This window comes from Streptomyces sp. NPDC059477 (assembly GCF_042749375.1).
Taxonomy (GTDB): Bacteria; Actinomycetota; Actinomycetes; order Streptomycetales; family Streptomycetaceae; genus Streptomyces.
In genome coordinates this window covers 112,940-127,898 of the sequence record NZ_JBHYUG010000004.1, presented here as the reverse complement: position 1 = coordinate 127,898, position 14,959 = coordinate 112,940, and the positions used below count along the sequence as shown (strand labels likewise).

15 protein-coding genes are annotated in these 14,959 nt (G+C 71.0%); 2 read left to right on the top strand and 13 right to left on the bottom strand.

The genetic code is table 11. The features are described 5' to 3' along the window. Nucleotides 1-218: 218 nt before the first annotated feature. Both ACFXAZ_RS03380 and ACFXAZ_RS03375 read right to left on the bottom strand, forming a co-directional pair. Nucleotides 219-1,544 (bottom strand): PhoH family protein, encoded by a 1,326-nt coding sequence (locus ACFXAZ_RS03380; RefSeq protein WP_384584361.1) that lies wholly within the window; start codon nt 1,542-1,544, stop codon nt 219-221. 402 nt (nt 1,545-1,946) lie between these two features. After that, nucleotides 1,947-2,720: an isoprenyl transferase gene (locus tag ACFXAZ_RS03375; protein WP_384584358.1), complete on the bottom strand. Its 774-nt coding sequence runs from the start codon at nt 2,718-2,720 to the stop codon at nt 1,947-1,949. 827 nt (nt 2,721-3,547) lie between these two features. Here ACFXAZ_RS03375 and ACFXAZ_RS03370 point away from each other — a divergent pair. Further along, nucleotides 3,548-4,726 (top strand): winged helix DNA-binding domain-containing protein, encoded by a 1,179-nt coding sequence (locus ACFXAZ_RS03370; protein ID WP_384584355.1) that lies wholly within the window; start codon nt 3,548-3,550, stop codon nt 4,724-4,726. Nucleotides 4,727-4,750: 24 nt separating this feature from the next. Here ACFXAZ_RS03370 and ACFXAZ_RS03365 read toward each other — a convergent pair whose 3' ends face one another. Both ACFXAZ_RS03365 and ACFXAZ_RS03360 read right to left on the bottom strand, forming a co-directional pair. Continuing rightward, nucleotides 4,751-5,533, bottom strand: a complete 783-nt coding sequence (locus ACFXAZ_RS03365; protein WP_384584352.1) for a class I SAM-dependent methyltransferase — start codon at nt 5,531-5,533, stop codon at nt 4,751-4,753. Nucleotides 5,534-5,609: 76 nt separating this feature from the next. Further along, the gene (locus ACFXAZ_RS03360; RefSeq protein ID WP_384584349.1) at nt 5,610-6,485 is read right to left on the bottom strand and encodes an LLM class flavin-dependent oxidoreductase; all 876 of its coding nucleotides are present in this window, start codon (nt 6,483-6,485) and stop codon (nt 5,610-5,612) included. A 155-nt stretch (nt 6,486-6,640) separates the two neighbouring features. Here ACFXAZ_RS03360 and ACFXAZ_RS03355 point away from each other — a divergent pair, with 155 nt between their 5' ends. Then, entirely contained in the window at nt 6,641-7,054 is a 414-nt protein-coding gene (locus ACFXAZ_RS03355; protein ID WP_384584346.1) for a DUF192 domain-containing protein, read from the top strand. A gap of 2 nt (nt 7,055-7,056) precedes the next feature. Here ACFXAZ_RS03355 and ACFXAZ_RS03350 read toward each other — a convergent pair whose 3' ends face one another. From ACFXAZ_RS03350 to ACFXAZ_RS03310, 9 genes are all read right to left on the bottom strand, one after another. Next, complete coding sequence (locus ACFXAZ_RS03350; protein WP_384584343.1) at nt 7,057-7,677, bottom strand: OmpA family protein; 621 nt, start codon at nt 7,675-7,677, stop codon at nt 7,057-7,059. A gap of 11 nt (nt 7,678-7,688) precedes the next feature. After that, the gene (locus tag ACFXAZ_RS03345; protein ID WP_384584340.1) at nt 7,689-8,276 is read right to left on the bottom strand and encodes a hypothetical protein; all 588 of its coding nucleotides are present in this window, start codon (nt 8,274-8,276) and stop codon (nt 7,689-7,691) included. A gap of 34 nt (nt 8,277-8,310) precedes the next feature. Further along, a complete protein-coding gene (locus ACFXAZ_RS03340; protein ID WP_384584543.1) occupies nt 8,311-8,907 on the bottom strand; it encodes a pilus assembly protein TadG-related protein in 597 nt (198 codons plus the stop codon). Next, nucleotides 8,904-9,101: a Flp family type IVb pilin gene (locus tag ACFXAZ_RS03335; RefSeq protein ID WP_384584540.1), complete on the bottom strand. Its 198-nt coding sequence runs from the start codon at nt 9,099-9,101 to the stop codon at nt 8,904-8,906. Before ACFXAZ_RS03335 ends, ACFXAZ_RS03340 begins: the two co-directional genes overlap by 4 nt. A 123-nt stretch (nt 9,102-9,224) precedes the next feature. Beyond that, entirely contained in the window at nt 9,225-10,037 is an 813-nt protein-coding gene (locus ACFXAZ_RS03330; RefSeq protein WP_384584337.1) for a response regulator, read from the bottom strand. Between the two features lies 1 nt (nt 10,038). Beyond that, nucleotides 10,039-11,445 (bottom strand): sensor histidine kinase, encoded by a 1,407-nt coding sequence (locus ACFXAZ_RS03325; protein WP_384584334.1) that lies wholly within the window; start codon nt 11,443-11,445, stop codon nt 10,039-10,041. Between the two features lie 6 nt (nt 11,446-11,451). Next, nucleotides 11,452-12,339: a DUF5936 domain-containing protein gene (locus ACFXAZ_RS03320; protein WP_384584331.1), complete on the bottom strand. Its 888-nt coding sequence runs from the start codon at nt 12,337-12,339 to the stop codon at nt 11,452-11,454. A 15-nt stretch (nt 12,340-12,354) separates the two neighbouring features. Then, entirely contained in the window at nt 12,355-13,269 is a 915-nt protein-coding gene (locus ACFXAZ_RS03315; protein WP_384584537.1) for a type II secretion system F family protein, read from the bottom strand. Between the two features lie 339 nt (nt 13,270-13,608). Continuing rightward, nucleotides 13,609-14,946: a CpaF family protein gene (locus tag ACFXAZ_RS03310; protein WP_384584328.1), complete on the bottom strand. Its 1,338-nt coding sequence runs from the start codon at nt 14,944-14,946 to the stop codon at nt 13,609-13,611. Between the last annotated feature and the right edge of the window lie 13 nt (nt 14,947-14,959).

The window sequence follows — 14,959 nt, the reverse complement described above, 5'->3', positions numbered from 1 at the left end:
GGGTACGCGGGTGCCGTATGCGGGGCCTGACAGGAACGAGACTCTGCCGTAACCCGGCGCCGGGAGGCAATTATGTGTTGCGTGTGAAAGCTCACACCCCGCGCGCCTCGTGGGATTCCGCAAAAGGGTGACGCGCGAAGGCGCCGCCCGGCTAGGGTCTTCCCCTTTGCCGAACGGCGCCAACTGCCGGACATTCACCCCGCCGTGGGGCGGGTGGGTCAGATCTGGCCGTCCTCCAGCATTTCGGTCACAAGCGCGGCGATCTGGGACCTCTCGGACCGGGTGAGCGTGACATGCGCGAAGAGCGGATGCCCCTTCAGTTTCTCCACGACGGCGACCACCCCGTCGTAGCGCCCGACCCGCAGATTGTCCCGCTGGGCCACGTCATGGGTGAGGACGACGCGTGAGTTCGCGCCGATCCGGGACAGGACGGTCAGCAGGACATTGCGCTCCAGTGACTGGGCCTCGTCCACGATGACGAACGCGTCGTGCAGCGAGCGTCCCCGGATATGGGTGAGCGGGAGCACCTCCAGCATCCCGCGGGCGGTGACCTCCTCGATGACCTCGCGGCTGGTGACCGACGACAGCGTGTCGAAGACCGCCTGTGCCCAGGGGCTCATCTTCTCGGCCTCGGTGCCCGGCAGATAGCCCAGCTCCTGCCCGCCCACCGCGTACAGCGGCCGGAAGACCATGATCTTCTCGTGCTGGCGGCGCTCCAGGACCGCCTCCAGGCCCGCGCACAGTGCCAGCGCCGACTTGCCGGTGCCGGCCCGGCCGCCCATCGAGACGATCCCGATGTCCGCGTCGAGCAGCAGATCCAGCGCGATCCGCTGTTCGGCGCTGCGGCCCTTGATGCCGAACGCCTCCCGGTCGCCGCGCACCAGCCGGACGCTGCCCTCCGGAGTCACCCGGCCGAGCGCCTTGCCCCGCTCGGACTGGATGGTGAGTCCGGTGTGCACGGGCAGCTCGGCCGCCTCGGGCACATACACGTGTCCTTCCTCGAAGAGGATGTCCACCTGTTCGGCGGGCAGCGTCAGTTCGGCCATGCCGGTCCAGCCGGAGGAGTCCGTGATGGCCAGCTCGGCGCGGTACTCCTCGGCGAGCAGGCCGACGGAGGACGCCTTGATCCTCAGCGGCAGGTCCTTCGACACGACGGTGACATCGAAACCCTCCGCCTGGAGATTCCGGGCGACCGCGAGGATGCGGGAATCGTTGTCCCCCAGGCGGTAGCCGGTCGGCAGCACGCTGGGGTCCGAGTGGTTGAGCTCGACACGGATGGTGCCGCCCAGTTCCCCGGTGGGGATGGGGGCGTCGAGACGGCCGAACCGCACCCGCAGGTCGTCCAGCAGGCGCAGGGCCTGACGGGCGAAGTAGCCGAGTTCGGGATGGTGCCTTTTGGCCTCCAGCTCCGTCACCACGACGATCGGGAGCACTACCTCGTGCTCGTCGAATCGGGTGAGGGCATTGGGGTCGGCCAGCAGGACGCTGGTGTCGAGAACATAGGTGCGCCGGTCTGGCTTGTGGCGCTTTGTGCTGGTCACCACGGAAGGACGTACCCCCTCGGATGAGGTCGGGGAGCGACGGAGAGGTTCTGGACCGGTCCTCGGCCCCGTGGCACCACGGGCCGTGAACCGGCCCTCCGCGGCTTCTCCCGTGCCGAGACCGCACGGTCGGGCTGGTGCAAAGGGCCTCCCGGGCGGACGGCCCCGTGCCGTCCGCTGAGATCGAGACACCCGTGGTTCGGATGTCGACCTGTTTGCGTTATGCCCTCGAACACGCGCTGCCATGCCACGGCATATGACGGCGCTCCGGTGAACTCCGTATGAAGAGAGGTACGTCTGGGTTACACCCGTCTTGCCGGGACAGCACCCTGTTGGACGGGTATGGCCTCACGCGGTCGGGTGACCGTGCCGGTACGCGGGGCGGTTTTCCTGCCGGTTCGGTGCTCAGCCGCCGAAGCGGCGGTGGCGGGCGGCGTAGTCACGCAGGGCGCGCAGGAAGTCGACCTTGCGGAACGCGGGCCAGAAGACGTCACAGAAGTAGTACTCGGAGTGGGCCGTCTGCCACAGCATGAATCCGGACAGCCGCTGTTCTCCGCTGGTGCGGATGACGAGGTCGGGGTCGGGCTGGGCGCCGGTGTACAGATGACCGCCGATCATCTCCACGTCGACGGCCTCGGCCAGCTCCTCCATCGTGGTGCCCCGGTCGTGGGCGTCGAGCAGCATCGAGCGGACCGCGTGGGCGATCTCCTGCCGGCCGCCGTAGCCGATGGCGACATTGACGGTTATCCCGTCGATGTCGGAGGTGGCCTCCTGGACCTCCTTCAGGGTGTGCTGCATCCCGGCGGGCAGCAGGTCCATGGTGCCCACGTGGTGCACCCGCCAGCGTCCGTCGGCGCCGAGGCTGCGCACGACGTCCTCGATGATGCCGAGGAGCGGGACCAGCTCGTCCTTGGGGCGGTCGAAGTTGTCGGTCGACAGCAGCCAGAGGGTGACCACCTCGACATCGGTCTCGGTGCACCAGCCGAGGAACTCCCCGATCTTCTCCGCACCGGCCCGGTGCCCGTGCACCGCGGTGGATCCGGAGGCCCTGGCCCAGCGCCGGTTGCCGTCCATGATGACGCCGATGTGCTGGGGCACCTGAGCGTGGTCCAGGTGGCCTTCCACCCGGTGCGCGTACAGCCTGACCAGCAGACCACGCAGCGTGTCGCGCAGGTTCACGTGATTGTCAGCCCCTCCGGTACAGGTCGGACTGCCCGGCCGAGTGCGGTTCCAGTCCGAGTGGCGGTCCCCCGAGGGGCCTGAGCCTACCCCCGTTCGACGACGGTTTCCCCAAGGGGTGTTGGGCCCCGGGGGACCGGTCGGCGCACGCGGGTGGCGGGCTGTGAAAGGGCCATGCGCCGCCATGGTGGGCCGTGGGTGGGGAGTGCGGGTCATGGTGAGGGGGCACGGGCATGGGCCGGGGCGGAGAGGCGGGCGCGGGCCGCGGCGCGGAGGAGGGGGCGGGTCGGCGGAGCACAGAAAAACGGGCCGGTCCGTGGGGGGGAGACGGACCGGCCCGAGGGGGGGCTTCCACCATAACCCTTTGTAAGTGATGCTGCGTGCATCGGCGTGCCACAACTACTCTCCGAAGTTGTCCGGCAACGCCCCGGCAGCCATGAAAGGCCCGCTCCACAGCGGGTTCATGGCCGGTTCCCGGCCCTTGGCGGCCCGCCCCGCCGCAGCGCCCAGGATCCACCCGATGGGCTAATCCGCGGACGAAAGCGCACGTGGCACGGGCCATGACACCTGACCGCACGGGCACGGCATCGCGCAGCCCCCTCCACTGCGCGATGCCTACCGCGCAGCTTTGCTCACGCGAATTACCTTGGTCTGAACTTACGTGAGGCTCGACGTAGATGCGAATTGATCGCGATAACGATGTGGAAAACATGTGAAGTGACGGAGCGACAGATTGACGGTTAGACCCATTTGGGCGATTTATTGCCATTTGCGAACCCCAGCCATGAGGCCAGAACCTGACCTAGTCCCTGCCTACGGTCGTCCTCATGACCCTTGCGATCACATGGAGTGCGGCGAGCGCCAGACGGCTCGACCGGCAGTTCCTGGCCAATCCCGCGTCGGACACCGTCGACGTGCCCCACATCGTGTCCGCGATGCTCGGCGCGCACGCCCAGGTGCTGTCCGCGGCCGAGCTGTCGATCGGCGTCCGGACCGCCGGACGGACCCGGGCGGATGTCCGGACGGCACTGTGGAGCGCGGTGCGGCCGGAGGGCGCCTCACCCGGCGGCTCACCAGGGCCCTCGCTGGTGAAGACGCACGGCCCGCGCGGCACCGTACATCTGCTGCCCACCGCCGAACTGCCGCTGTTCTGCGCCGCGCTCACCGCCGTACCGACCGGCCCCAACCCCACCGGTCTCACCGAGGAGCGGACCGAGCAGGTGGTCACGGCGATCGGGGAGGCGCTGGAGCACCGGTGCCTGACCATCGACGAGCTGGGCGAGGAGGTCGTGGCGCGCACCGGGCCCTGGGCCGGGGAACGGGTGATGCCCGCCTTCCAGGACCTGTGGCCGCGCTGGCGGTCGGTACTGCACCGGGCCGGGCAGTCGGGCGCGCTGTGCTTCGGCCCGAACCACGGTCGCAAGGTCACCTACACCCGCCCGCCGCACTTCACCCCGCTCGCCCCGGACATCGCGCCGGCCGCCCTGGTCCGCCGCTATCTGCACGCCTACGGACCGGCTACGCCGCAGCACTTCGCCAAGTGGCTGGCGGCGCCGCAGGGCTGGGCGAACCGGCTGTTCGCCGCGCTGGCGAACGCGGGTGAGATCGAGAAGGTCGACTTCGAGGGCGCCGCGGCCTGGCTGGTGACGGGCGACACGGAGTTCCCGGACACCCCGGCGCGCGGCGTACGGCTCCTGCCGTACTTCGACGCGTACGGCATCGCCGCCCAGCCGCGCGAGCTGCTGTTCCCCGGACCGGCCTACCGGCGGGCGCTGGCGGGCGGACAGGCCGGGAACTTTCCCGTGCTGCTGGTGGACGGGGTCGTGGCGGGCGTCTGGCACCAGCGGCGCCAGGGACGTCGTACGACGGTCACCGTCGAGCCGCTGGGCAGGCTCACGGCACGGCAGCGGCGGGAGCTGGGCGAGCGGGTCGAACGGGTGGGAGAGGTGCTGGAGGCGCGGGCGGAGCTGGTGGTGGGAGAGGTGGGGGTCGGGGCGCACGCGTGAGGACGGCAATGGACGGCGGTGGGCTCAGCGGGGCGGCGGCTTGCGGGCGTCGAAGAGGTGGCGGGTGCTGTGCGCGACGAAGGGGCCCTCGGCCCGGATGCGCTCGTGCAGGGCGCGCAACCGCGGCTCGTACCCCTCGGTGCTGAAGCCCGGCACCAGCCAGACGACCTTGCGCAGGAAGTGCACGACGGCGGCGATGTCGTGGAACTCCATCCGCAGCCGCTCCGCCCGCAGCGCCGTGACCTCCAGCCCGGCGGCCTCGGCGTCGGCGCGCTCCAGGTCGGGGTGGCGGGCGCCGCGGACTGCGGCGGGCTGTGGCCCGAGGAAGTACTCGACCAGTTCGAAGACGCTGGCGGGGCCGACGTGCTGGGCGAAGTACGTGCCGCCCGGGGTGAGGACACGGGCGATCTCCCGCCAGTGCGGGCGCACGGGGTGCCGGCTGGAGACGAGGTCGAAGGCGGCGTCCTCGAACGGGAGCGGGGCGTCCTCGGGGGACGCGACCACGGGGACGCCGTGGGGGCGCAGGAGGGCGGTGGCCTTGTCGACGTTCGGGGGCCAGCCCTCGGTGGCGGTGGTGCGGGGTGGCGTACGGGCCGTATGGGCGAGGGCGAAGTCCAGGACCTCGCCACCGCCGGTCTGGATGTCCAGCGCGGCGGTGGCGGCGCCGAGGCGTCCGGCGAGGCCGAGCGCGTATCCCCAGGAGGGCCGCGCCTCGGTGGCACGGCCCTCGAACCAGGAGAAGTCCCATCCCTCGGTGGGGACGGCCGCGCCTTCGGCGACGAGTTCTTCGAAGGTGGGGTGGGGCATGGGCTGACCATCTCAGGGAGGTGAGGGGGGGAGAGGGGGGAGAGGGGGGAGGCCGCCGCCGTTGGGGGTGGGCGGGTCAGGGCACCAGCGGCCGTACGTCCTCGGCGGCGAACCGCACGAACGCCTCCGGGTCCGGTTCGTCGCCGGTCGGCTGGAGGATCACGGCGTCGGCGCCCGCGTCGGCGAGCCGCCGTACGGCCGCCGCCACGGTGGCGGCGTCGCCCGCCGCGCCCCGGTCGGGGCGGTCGGCGCGCCCTTCCGCGGCCAGCTCGGCGTGCACCCGGCGCTCGGCGTCGGGGCCGGTGGCGGCGAGGAGGTAGACGACGGTCCGGTGGCCGTCGCCGGTCCGGCCCGCGGCCCGCCGCCCCCCCTCGATCAGCTCGCGGGCGCGGCGCAGATCGTCGGGGGTGGTGCCGGAGGTCAGCACGGTCCCGTCGGCCGCCTCTCCGGTGAGCCGCAGGGTACGGGGGCCGGTGGCACCGGCGAGGATCGGCACGGGGGCGGCCGGGGGCCAGTCGAGGGTGACGTCGTCGAGGGAGACGTACCGGCCCTTGGTGGTGACCGTGTCCCCGGCGAGCAGTGCCCGCAGCGCGACGAGGTGCTCGCGCAGCAGCGTCAGCGGGGACTCGACGCGGGCGCCGACCTGGCCCATCCAGCCCTGCACACCGTGTCCGACGGCGAGGACGGCCCGCCCCGGGAACATCCGGTCCAGCGAGGCGACCTCCATCGCGGTCAGCGCGGCATTGCGCAACGGCACCGGGAGCAGCCCGACGCCGACCCGCACCCGCTCGGTCCAGGCGAGGGCCGCGGCGGCGGTGGAGATGCCGCCCTCGAAGAAGCAGTCCTCCCAGAGCCACAGCTCTTCGAGCCCGCGGTCGTCGGCGAGCAGGGCGAGGGAGCGGAGGCGTTCGGGGGGCAGTTCGGGGCGGAAGACGGCGCCGAGAGTGGTCATGGCCCTCTTCCTACCCAGCGCACGCCCTGGGGGACAAACGGTTTGCCGGGGGGCGCGGCGGGGGTGGGGGTGGGGGTGGCGTGCCTGTGGTTGGGTCGTCGGCGGGGCGGAGGGTGGGTGTCCTGTGGTTGGGTCGGGCGCGGAGGTGGTCGGGCGTGGGGCGACGGTGGCGGGACGGGCGGGGAGTGCTGGTCGTGGGTTCGGGGGTGGGGGGCGGGCCGCCGGAGACTGCGGTGGCGGCTTCGGTGGCAGCTCCGGTGAGGGTTCCGTTGGAGGTGGCCCGGTCGTATCGGGCGCGGACGCGGGGGCTGCTCGGGCGGGACGGCATCGAGGGGGCGCTGCTGCTGACGCCGGCGGGGAGTGTGCACACATTCGGGATGCGCTTCCCGATCGACGTGGCGTATCTCGACCGCGGGTTGCGGGTCATCGCCGTGCGGACCATGCCGCCAGGGCGCCTGGGCCTGCCCCGCCTGCGCTCCCGGTTTGTGCTGGAAGCGGAGGCGGGGGGGATGGCGGGGTGGGGGGTACGGGCGGGGGTGCGGGTGAGGGTGGAGATGGGCGGGGAGTGAGGTCAGTTGTCGGTGCGGGGGAAGGACACCTCGACCCGGCGGTTCTTCTTGCGGCCGGCCTCGGTGGCGTTGGAGGAGATGGGGTACTCCTCGCCGTAGCCGCGGACCTCGAAGGTGACGTCGGGGTCGTTCAGCTCGGAGACGAGGATGTCGTGCACGGCGTTGGCGCGCTCCTTGGAGAGGACGTCGCCGGAGGAGGCGGAGCCGAGGTTGTCGGTGAAGCCGAAGACACGGACCGCGGATCCGCCCTGTGCCTCGATCTCGTCGGCGATCACGGCGATCCTGGCCTTGGCCTCGCTGGTCAGGCTGGCGCTGCCCTTGGGGAACAGCACCTCGGCCTGGAGCGCGAACTTCACATCCGCGTTGGTGTCCTCGCGCCGCTCGTCGCCGCTCTGTTCTTCGACGACCGTCTTGATGTCCAGCACCTTGGGCTCCGCCAGGGTGGCGCCCTCGGGGATCTTCAGATCCGGGTCGTTCGGATCGACCTCGACCGGAGCCGACGCGCTCGCCTCGGTACCGGGCGGCACGCTGGGATCGTCCTCCGCGTGCGCGACGGTGGCGGTGACCAGGAGCACGGTCGTCGTCGCGAGGATCAGGGGGAGGGTGAGGCGGGTGCGCTTCATGGTCGGGGTCCTCATCCGGAGATCTGGATGGGGGCGGCGGCGAAGGTGGGGAGCTGGAAGGTTACTTCGGTGGTTTCGGCGGGGGGGGAGGGAAATTGGATGAAGACCGCCAGTGATTCACCGGCCTTGAGCGAAGAGAAGCCCGTGGTCGTCAGGGGACGACCGTCCGTGTCGCGCAGTACGTAGTAACGCTTCTTCGTCTTGCTGTCGACAAGGGTTGCCCCGCCCAGCGACATGCCGTGCCTCAGGATCTCGGTCTCGTCACCCCGTACTTCGCCGGGAACGGAGATCCGTTCTGCACCGTCGTTCTTGAGGGTGCCGCTCACGGTGAGGAAGCCACCGCCGTCACGCTGCGCGGACGTGATCTGGAGGATCAATCCGTCTGCCCCTCTCAGCTCCGCCAGGGACTCGGCGGCCTGTCCTTCCTGAGTGCTCGGATCTGACCCGTCGGCCTTGGACGCGGATGCTGAGGAATCCGGCTTCCCGCTGTCCCCGTCACCACCTCCGCCTCCGCATCCCGCCACGCCGAGGACCACACAGGCCGCAACGGACAACGCAGCCATCCCCCTACGAGCCTTCGCCGTGAACCGAATACTCATGACTCCGCTTCCTTCATCACTTGTCGTTCGTCTGTCAGTCGGCCAGATGGACGTCGAAGAGGTCCTCGGGGCCCGGCAGATCAGTGAGGTCTTCTGGATCCAGTTCCCAGTCCTCGCCATCGCACGAGAGACTCGGCAGCACATCATCACCGGCGTCCTCGCCGGGAAGCTCGAAGGTACAGTGCGGTTCGATCACGGCCCTCGCCGTTTCCGTAGACCGCTTCCCCGCCGTACCGGGCACAATCGAATCCCCTACGGTCTTGTTGGTGGTGGCCTCAACCTCGTAGGCGAGCAGCCCGTCGGACGCGCAGGTGGCCTGCGCGTCATTCATCGCGGCCAGTTCGTACGCACGCCAGCACGCTGATTCGACGCCGGGCGCGATGCCATCAAATATCGCCTGCCACTTGTCGGGGTTGAGCACATCTTCCAACCAGACGCCTGCGAGGTCGTCCCGCGTCTCCTGCGCCGCGGCCAACGCCGCAGCGTCAGCAGCGGTCTGCGCGCCATTGCGATTTGCCGCCGCCTGCCCAACCGCGAGGAAGGCGAGCGCAAGAAAGAGCAGACCCGCCACCACCGTGATGTAGATGGGGAAGGCCTGCCCCGCGTCGCCTCGTTGACGAGCCCGCGTCAGCCGCCGATGACCTCGTTGACCTTGTCCGTGATCGCGTTGTAGATCGTGTTCCCGATGTCCGTCCCCGTAATGGCCAGCACGATCGCCACAACCACGGCAATGATCCCGAGATACTCGACCGCCGTCTGTCCCTGGTCGCCTTGAGCGCCCCGACGGCGCTGACCCGAAACCGCGCCCTTGATCCAGTTGCCCATGACGTTCCCTTCCAGGGTGACCGTGGCCACTGCCGCTCCCGACGCCCGCACCGTAGCGCCACCCCCCTCTCCTACCCCAGGGCCCCAGGGCCCACCCCCGGGCCCAATTCCGGTGTGGACCGGTCATGCTCCCCACCCCGCTTCGCGTGCCGTTCCCAGCCACTTCGCCGTGGCCTCCGCGCGGCTGGCGCTGTGGAGTTTGGCGAAGATGCGGTTGATGTGGTTCTTGACGGTCTTCTCGCTGATGAAGCACAGGGCGGCGATCTGCTGATTGCTCATGCCCGTTGCGATGAGGTCCATGATCTCCGCCTCCCTCGCGCTGAGTCGGAACCCCGCCCGTGCGGCCACGGCCCCCGGCACCGTGCCCAACGATGACTGTGCCATAGAGGATTGCATCTGCGAAAGGTTTTCTGGTGAATTTGACCCCCGGAAAACGCGATTTACGTCATCGTCATGTGCACTCGCATCGGGTTTGGCGGGGTGTTGGGCCCGTCCCAGCAGGGCCTCCGCCGCCGTCGGGGTCAGGTGCGGGCGGCCGGTGGTCATGTCCCGTACCGCCGTGACCAGTTGCTCCACCGTGAACTCGCCGTGCACCAGATACCCCCGCGCCCCCAGTCGCAGCGCCTCGCGCACGATGTCCGGTTCGCCGCTGTAGGTCAGCATCATGACCGGTGCCAGCGGGGTCAGATACGGCAGCGCCGAGATGCCGTCCACGCCGGGCATGCGGACGTCGAGCAGCACCACGTCCGGCCGGAGCCTGCGGGCCGCCTCGCACGCCTCCCGGCCGTCCGTCGCCTGGGCGACCACCGTGATGTCCTCCCGGCCGGAGAGCAGCGCGTTGAGGCCGGCGCGGACCACCGGGTTGTCGTCGGCCACCATGACCCGTAAGGGCGTCAGCGGTGGCGCCGACGGCAGTTCGTCGTACGGGATCTTCATGTCAGGGCCTCCTCTCCTGCTCCTCGCACGCCTGTCCCCGAAGGACGAGGGTGTGCAGCGGGATGTCCAATCTGACCTCCGTGCCGCGCGGATGGTCCCCCTTGCCGACGCGGATGCGGGCGCCCACGGACGCCGCGCGTTCCACCATCCCGACCAGTCCGAAGTGGCCGGAACGGCGGAGGCGTTCGAGGGTGGTGTCCGGGGGCAGGCCGCGTCCGTCGTCGTACACCGTCAAGCGGAGTTGATCGCCCATCACCCGTAAGGCGACCTCCACCCGGGCCGCCCCGGAGTGCCGGTGGGCGTTCTCCATCGCCTCCGACGCGATCGTGAGGAGCTGGCGGGCCACCGCCGACGGGATCGGCGGGAGCTGGGGCGGCGAAGGGTCCTGTCCGGCGTACGTCGCCTTCAGGCCCGTACGTGCCTCGAAGTCCTTCGCCCGGGACATCAGTTCTCCTCCCAGGTCCGCGCCCTCCACCGGGCCCTCCACCGGGGTGCCCCGCAGGTCCGTCAGGAGGTGGCGGGATTCCGCCGCTGCCTGGCGGGCCGAACGGGCCACCAGGTCCGCCTGGCGGCGGATCAGGTCCGGGTCGGCGGCCGTGCGGGCCGCCGTCGCCGCCAGGCCCTCCGCGGCCAGGGCCACGCCGTGCAGGGTCTTGGCCACCGAGTCGTGCAACTCGCGCGCCAGTCGCGCGCGTTCCGCGCCGACCGCCTCCGTCGTCGCCAGCCGGGTGCGGACCTCCGTCAGGGCCTGGGTGGCGGCGCCGAAGCGGAGGAGCAGGTTGCGCAGGGTGGAGCCGACGGCACCGACGATCACGCACAGGCCGGGCAGCAGCAGGGATTCGGCGACCGTGGTCGGCTGGTCGCGGTTCAGGGTCGCCTCGGTCACCCAGAGGATCAGGCCCTGGAGGGACGCGAAGACGGCCGCCGCCCGCCAGCCGTAGACCAGGCCCGCCAGCAGCGGGGTGCAGACACCGACGTAGGCGAGTGTGCTGTCCGGGCCCGCCGAGATCAGCAGGAGCGCGCCGAAGGCGGTGTCCGCCGCCAGGAGGGCGGGGTGGCGCAGCAGGAGGGGGCCGAAGCGTTCCCAGTCGCGGAACAGGACGTACGACACCATGAAGGTGACGACGGCCGCCGCGCCGACCAGGCGTACGCCCAGTCCGGGGCCCGCGTTCATCAGTGCCGCGGGGGCGGCCACCGCGATCATCGCCAGCCGGAAGCCGAAGACCTGGCGGCACAGGGCCTGGAGGGCGTTCACCTGGAGGGGGATGGCCGCCGGTTCAGCACCAGCGCCCGTGCCCGTGTCTGTGGGGGGCTGGGGGATCAACGGGGGGAGCGCGTGGCGGAGGCGGTCGCGCAGGGTCCATCGGGCGCGCCCCCAGCCCTCCCCCGCCGTCGGCACCGTCGTCATCTTCCGCTACTCCCCCGTGATGGTGCCGAAGTCCGTCCCCGAGCCGAGGAGCAGGCCCGCGGCGAGGAGCAGCATGGTGGCGGGGACCATGAAGGTGGTGATCATCATGGTGGCCTTGGGGACCGCGCGGGCCGCCTTGCGGCGGGCGTTCTGGGCGTCGGTGCGGCGCATGTCCTTGGCGATGGACACCAGGGTGTCGACGATCGGCGCGCCGAGTTCCTCGCCCTGCTGGAGGGCGGTGACGAACATGGCGACCTGTTCGGAGTCGTTGCGGCGGCGCAGTTCCGCGAAGGCCTCGCGGCGGCTCACGCCCAGGTCCATCTGGCGCAGGGTGATCCGGATCTCGTCGGCCCAGGGACCCTCGTACTTGGCGGCCACGCGGTCCAGGGCCTGGCGGAAGCCGAGGCCCGCGCTGACGACGACGGCGAGGACGTCCAGGAAGTCCGGCAGGGTGCGTTCGATGACGTCCTTGCGGACCCGGATCGCCGACCAGATGCCGACCTCCGTCCAGAACGCCCCGAAGGCCAGGAGCAGCAGTGCCACCAGGTAGTCGCCGCGCAGGAGGAAGACCAGGAAGCCCAGCGCGCCCAGGGCGCCGTACACCGCCCGGCGGGCCGCGTAGCGGTTGAGGGTCAGGCCGCCGGGGTTTCCTGCGAGGTCGATCTTGCGGCGGTACTTGGCGACCTGTTTGGGGCCCATCAGACGCAGTACGGCGGGGGCGTAGCGCATGCCCATGCGGTCGATGACGGAGTCGACCGCGCCGGTGCGGGTGGCGCCGACCTCCAGGGCGAGCAGCAGATCGCCGGGGAGCTTGGCGTCGGCGCGGTACATGCGGATACCGGCGAAGACGCCCCAGACGCTCAGGGCCATCAGCGCGGCCAGCAGCAGTGCCATGGTCGTCACCCTCCCCTACACGTCGATCCGGGACAGCCTGCGGATGAGCAGGAAGCCCACCGCGTACAGGCCGAAGGCGATGATGACGGCCGCCTGTCCGAAGGGGGAGCCGGTCATCCGGTCCAGGGCGCCGTCCTTGACCCCGTTCATCAGGAAGAGGGCGCCGAGGCCCATCGCGGGGACGGCGTACGAGGTCATGCTGACCTGGGAGAGCTGGGTGCGGATCTCGCGGCGGGTCTCCTTGCGCTCCTCCAGGGTCTCGGTGAGGTTGCGCAGGGCGCCGACGACCTGGCCGCCGGCCCGGTTGGCGAGGACCAGGGTGGTGACCAGGACGACCAGTTCGCGGGAGGGGAGGCGCTGGGCCATCTCGTCCAGGGCGTCGTCCAGGGCGGCGCCGAGGGCCAGCTGGTCGGCGACCTTGGCGAGTTCCTCGCCGGCCGGGGCCTCCAGTTCCTCGGCGGCCATGCCGATCGAGGTGCGCAGGGCGAGGCCGGCGTTGGTGGCGTTGGCGAGGATCCGGGAGAGTTCGGGGAGCTGGTTGATGAACTTCTCGATGCGTTTCTGGCGCTGCCAGTTGAGGAACTGGAGGGCCGCCCAGGCGCCCAGCAGACCGGCGATCGGGCCGAAGAAGGGGGCGAGGGCGGCGTGGCCGACCAGCCAGAGCCCGGCGACCGCGAGGAGCATCGCCGCGGCGAACTCGCCGGGGGTGATGTCCAGGCCGGTGGCCGCCAGGCGCAGCTCCAGGCGGCGGCCGAGCCGGGTGCGGCGCAGTCTGCGGTCCAGGTCGCGGAAGTGGCGCCGGCGTCCGGTGAGCGGTATCTGGCCGGTCGAGGTGAGCCGGTCCACCAGGGCCCGGCGCTGGGCGCGTCCGGCGGCGTAGACGTGCACCCCGATGACGGCGAGCAGCAGGGTCAGCAGCGTGGCGCCGATGGTGAGCGTGCTGAGGTTCTCAAGGCTGGCGAGGCCGTCGGGGGCGGCGAGGTGGTCGGGGGCGGCGAGGTGGTCGAAGCCGGCGAGGTGGCCGGGGGCGGCAAGGCTCTCAGGGTCGGCGACGTGGTCGAGACCGGCGAGGCTCTCAGGGCCAGCGACGTGGTCAAGGCCGGCGAGGCTCTCAGGACCGGCGGCATGGTCGAGACCGGCGAGGCTCTCAGGACCGGCGGCGTGGTCGAGACCGGCGAGGCTCTCAGGACCGGCGGCATGGTCGAGACCGGCGAGGTGGTCGGGGCCGGCGAGGTGGTCGGGGGCGTCAAGGTCCATGGGGGGCGGGTCCTACCTGGCTTCTCGGGTGGCGAGCAGTTCCTCGGTGAGTGCGATGCCGAAGGCCTGCGGGACGGGCTGGCTCGCCATGTAGAGGCGGTCGGCGGTGCGACGCGGCAGCGGGAAGTGGCGGAAGACGCCGTGCACCCGGCCGTCGGCGGCCATCGGCCGGGCGTCGAAGCGGGCGACGGACACCAGCCGGTACGGTTCCCCGCCATGGCTGTCGAGCAGGGCGATCTCGGTGATCCGGCGGGTGCCGTCGGCGAACCGGGTGAGCTGCACGAGCACATCGACGGCGCTGTTGATCTGGTCGTGCAGGGCGACGAAGGGGATCTCGACGTCGGACATGGAGGCGAGGGTCTGGAGCCGCATCAGCGCGTCCTCGGCGCTGTTGGCGTGGACCGTGGCGAGCGAGCCGTCGTGGCCGGTGGACATCGCCTGGAGCATGTCGAGGGACTCGCCGCCGCGGACCTCACCGACCACGATCCGGTCGGGGCGCATCCGCAGCGAGTTGCGGACCAGGTCGCGGATGGTGACATGGCCCTTGCCCTCGGTGTTGGGCGGGCGCGATTCGAGGCGGATGACATGGGTCTGCTGGAGCTGGAGTTCGGCGGAGTCCTCGATGGTGATGATGCGTTCGCCGCCGGGGATGAGGCCGGAGAGGGCGTTGAGGAGGGTGGTCTTCCCGGTGCCGGTGGCGCCGGAGACGATGATGTTGAACCGGGCCTGCACCAGCCCGGCCAGCAGATACAGCATGTGCTCGTCGAGCGAGCCGAAGCCGATCAGCTCCTGGAGGGTGAAGGAGCGCGGGAAGCGGCGGATGGTGAGGGTGGGGCCGGTCAGCGCGAGCGGCGGGATGATGACGTTGACGCGTTCGCCGGACGGCAGCCGGGCGTCCACCATGGGGTTGGACTCGTCCACCCGGCGGTTGACGGTGGAGACGATCCGCTCGATGGTCTGCATCAGCTGGTCGGCGGAGGCGAACCGCAGCGGGAGCTGCTCGACCCGCCCGCCACGCTCCACGAAGATCGCGTCGGGGCCGTTGACCATGATCTCGGTGATGGAGGCGTCTTCGAGCAGCGGTTCCAGGATGCCGAGGCCGAGGGCCTCGTCCACCACCCGCCGGATCAGCTGGGAGCGTTCGACGGTGGACAGGACCGGGCCCTCGCGGCTGATGATGTGCCCGAGCACCCGCTCCAGCCGGGCCCGCCGGTCGGCGGTGGTGAGCGAACTCATCTCCGCGAGGTCTATCTCCTCCAGCAGTTTGGCCCGGTAGGAGGCGACCAGATGGCCGTCCTCGCCCCGGCTGCCCTGCTCCTCCGGGGAGTTCATGCGTGCCCTCAGGCTCATCGCGGGGCCTCCT

Bases quoted from the DNA above. Each gene is read 5' to 3' on its own strand.
- ACFXAZ_RS03370 (WP_384584355.1), top strand. From the start codon at position 3,548: ATGACCCTTGCGATCACATGGAGTGCGGCGAGCGCCAGACGGCTCGAC.
- ACFXAZ_RS03335 (WP_384584540.1), bottom strand. From the start codon at position 9,101: ATGGGCAACTGGATCAAGGGCGCGGTTTCGGGTCAGCGCCGTCGGGGC.
- ACFXAZ_RS03345 (WP_384584340.1), bottom strand. From the start codon at position 8,276: ATGAGTATTCGGTTCACGGCGAAGGCTCGTAGGGGGATGGCTGCGTTG.
- ACFXAZ_RS03330 (WP_384584337.1), bottom strand. From the start codon at position 10,037: ATGAAGATCCCGTACGACGAACTGCCGTCGGCGCCACCGCTGACGCCC.
- ACFXAZ_RS03360 (WP_384584349.1), bottom strand. From the start codon at position 6,485: ATGACCACTCTCGGCGCCGTCTTCCGCCCCGAACTGCCCCCCGAACGC.
- ACFXAZ_RS03350 (WP_384584343.1), bottom strand. From the start codon at position 7,677: ATGAAGCGCACCCGCCTCACCCTCCCCCTGATCCTCGCGACGACGACC.
- ACFXAZ_RS03310 (WP_384584328.1), bottom strand. From the start codon at position 14,946: ATGAGCCTGAGGGCACGCATGAACTCCCCGGAGGAGCAGGGCAGCCGG.
- ACFXAZ_RS03325 (WP_384584334.1), bottom strand. From the start codon at position 11,445: ATGACGACGGTGCCGACGGCGGGGGAGGGCTGGGGGCGCGCCCGATGG.
- ACFXAZ_RS03365 (WP_384584352.1), bottom strand. From the start codon at position 5,533: ATGCCCCACCCCACCTTCGAAGAACTCGTCGCCGAAGGCGCGGCCGTC.
- ACFXAZ_RS03320 (WP_384584331.1), bottom strand. From the start codon at position 12,339: ATGGCACTGCTGCTGGCCGCGCTGATGGCCCTGAGCGTCTGGGGCGTC.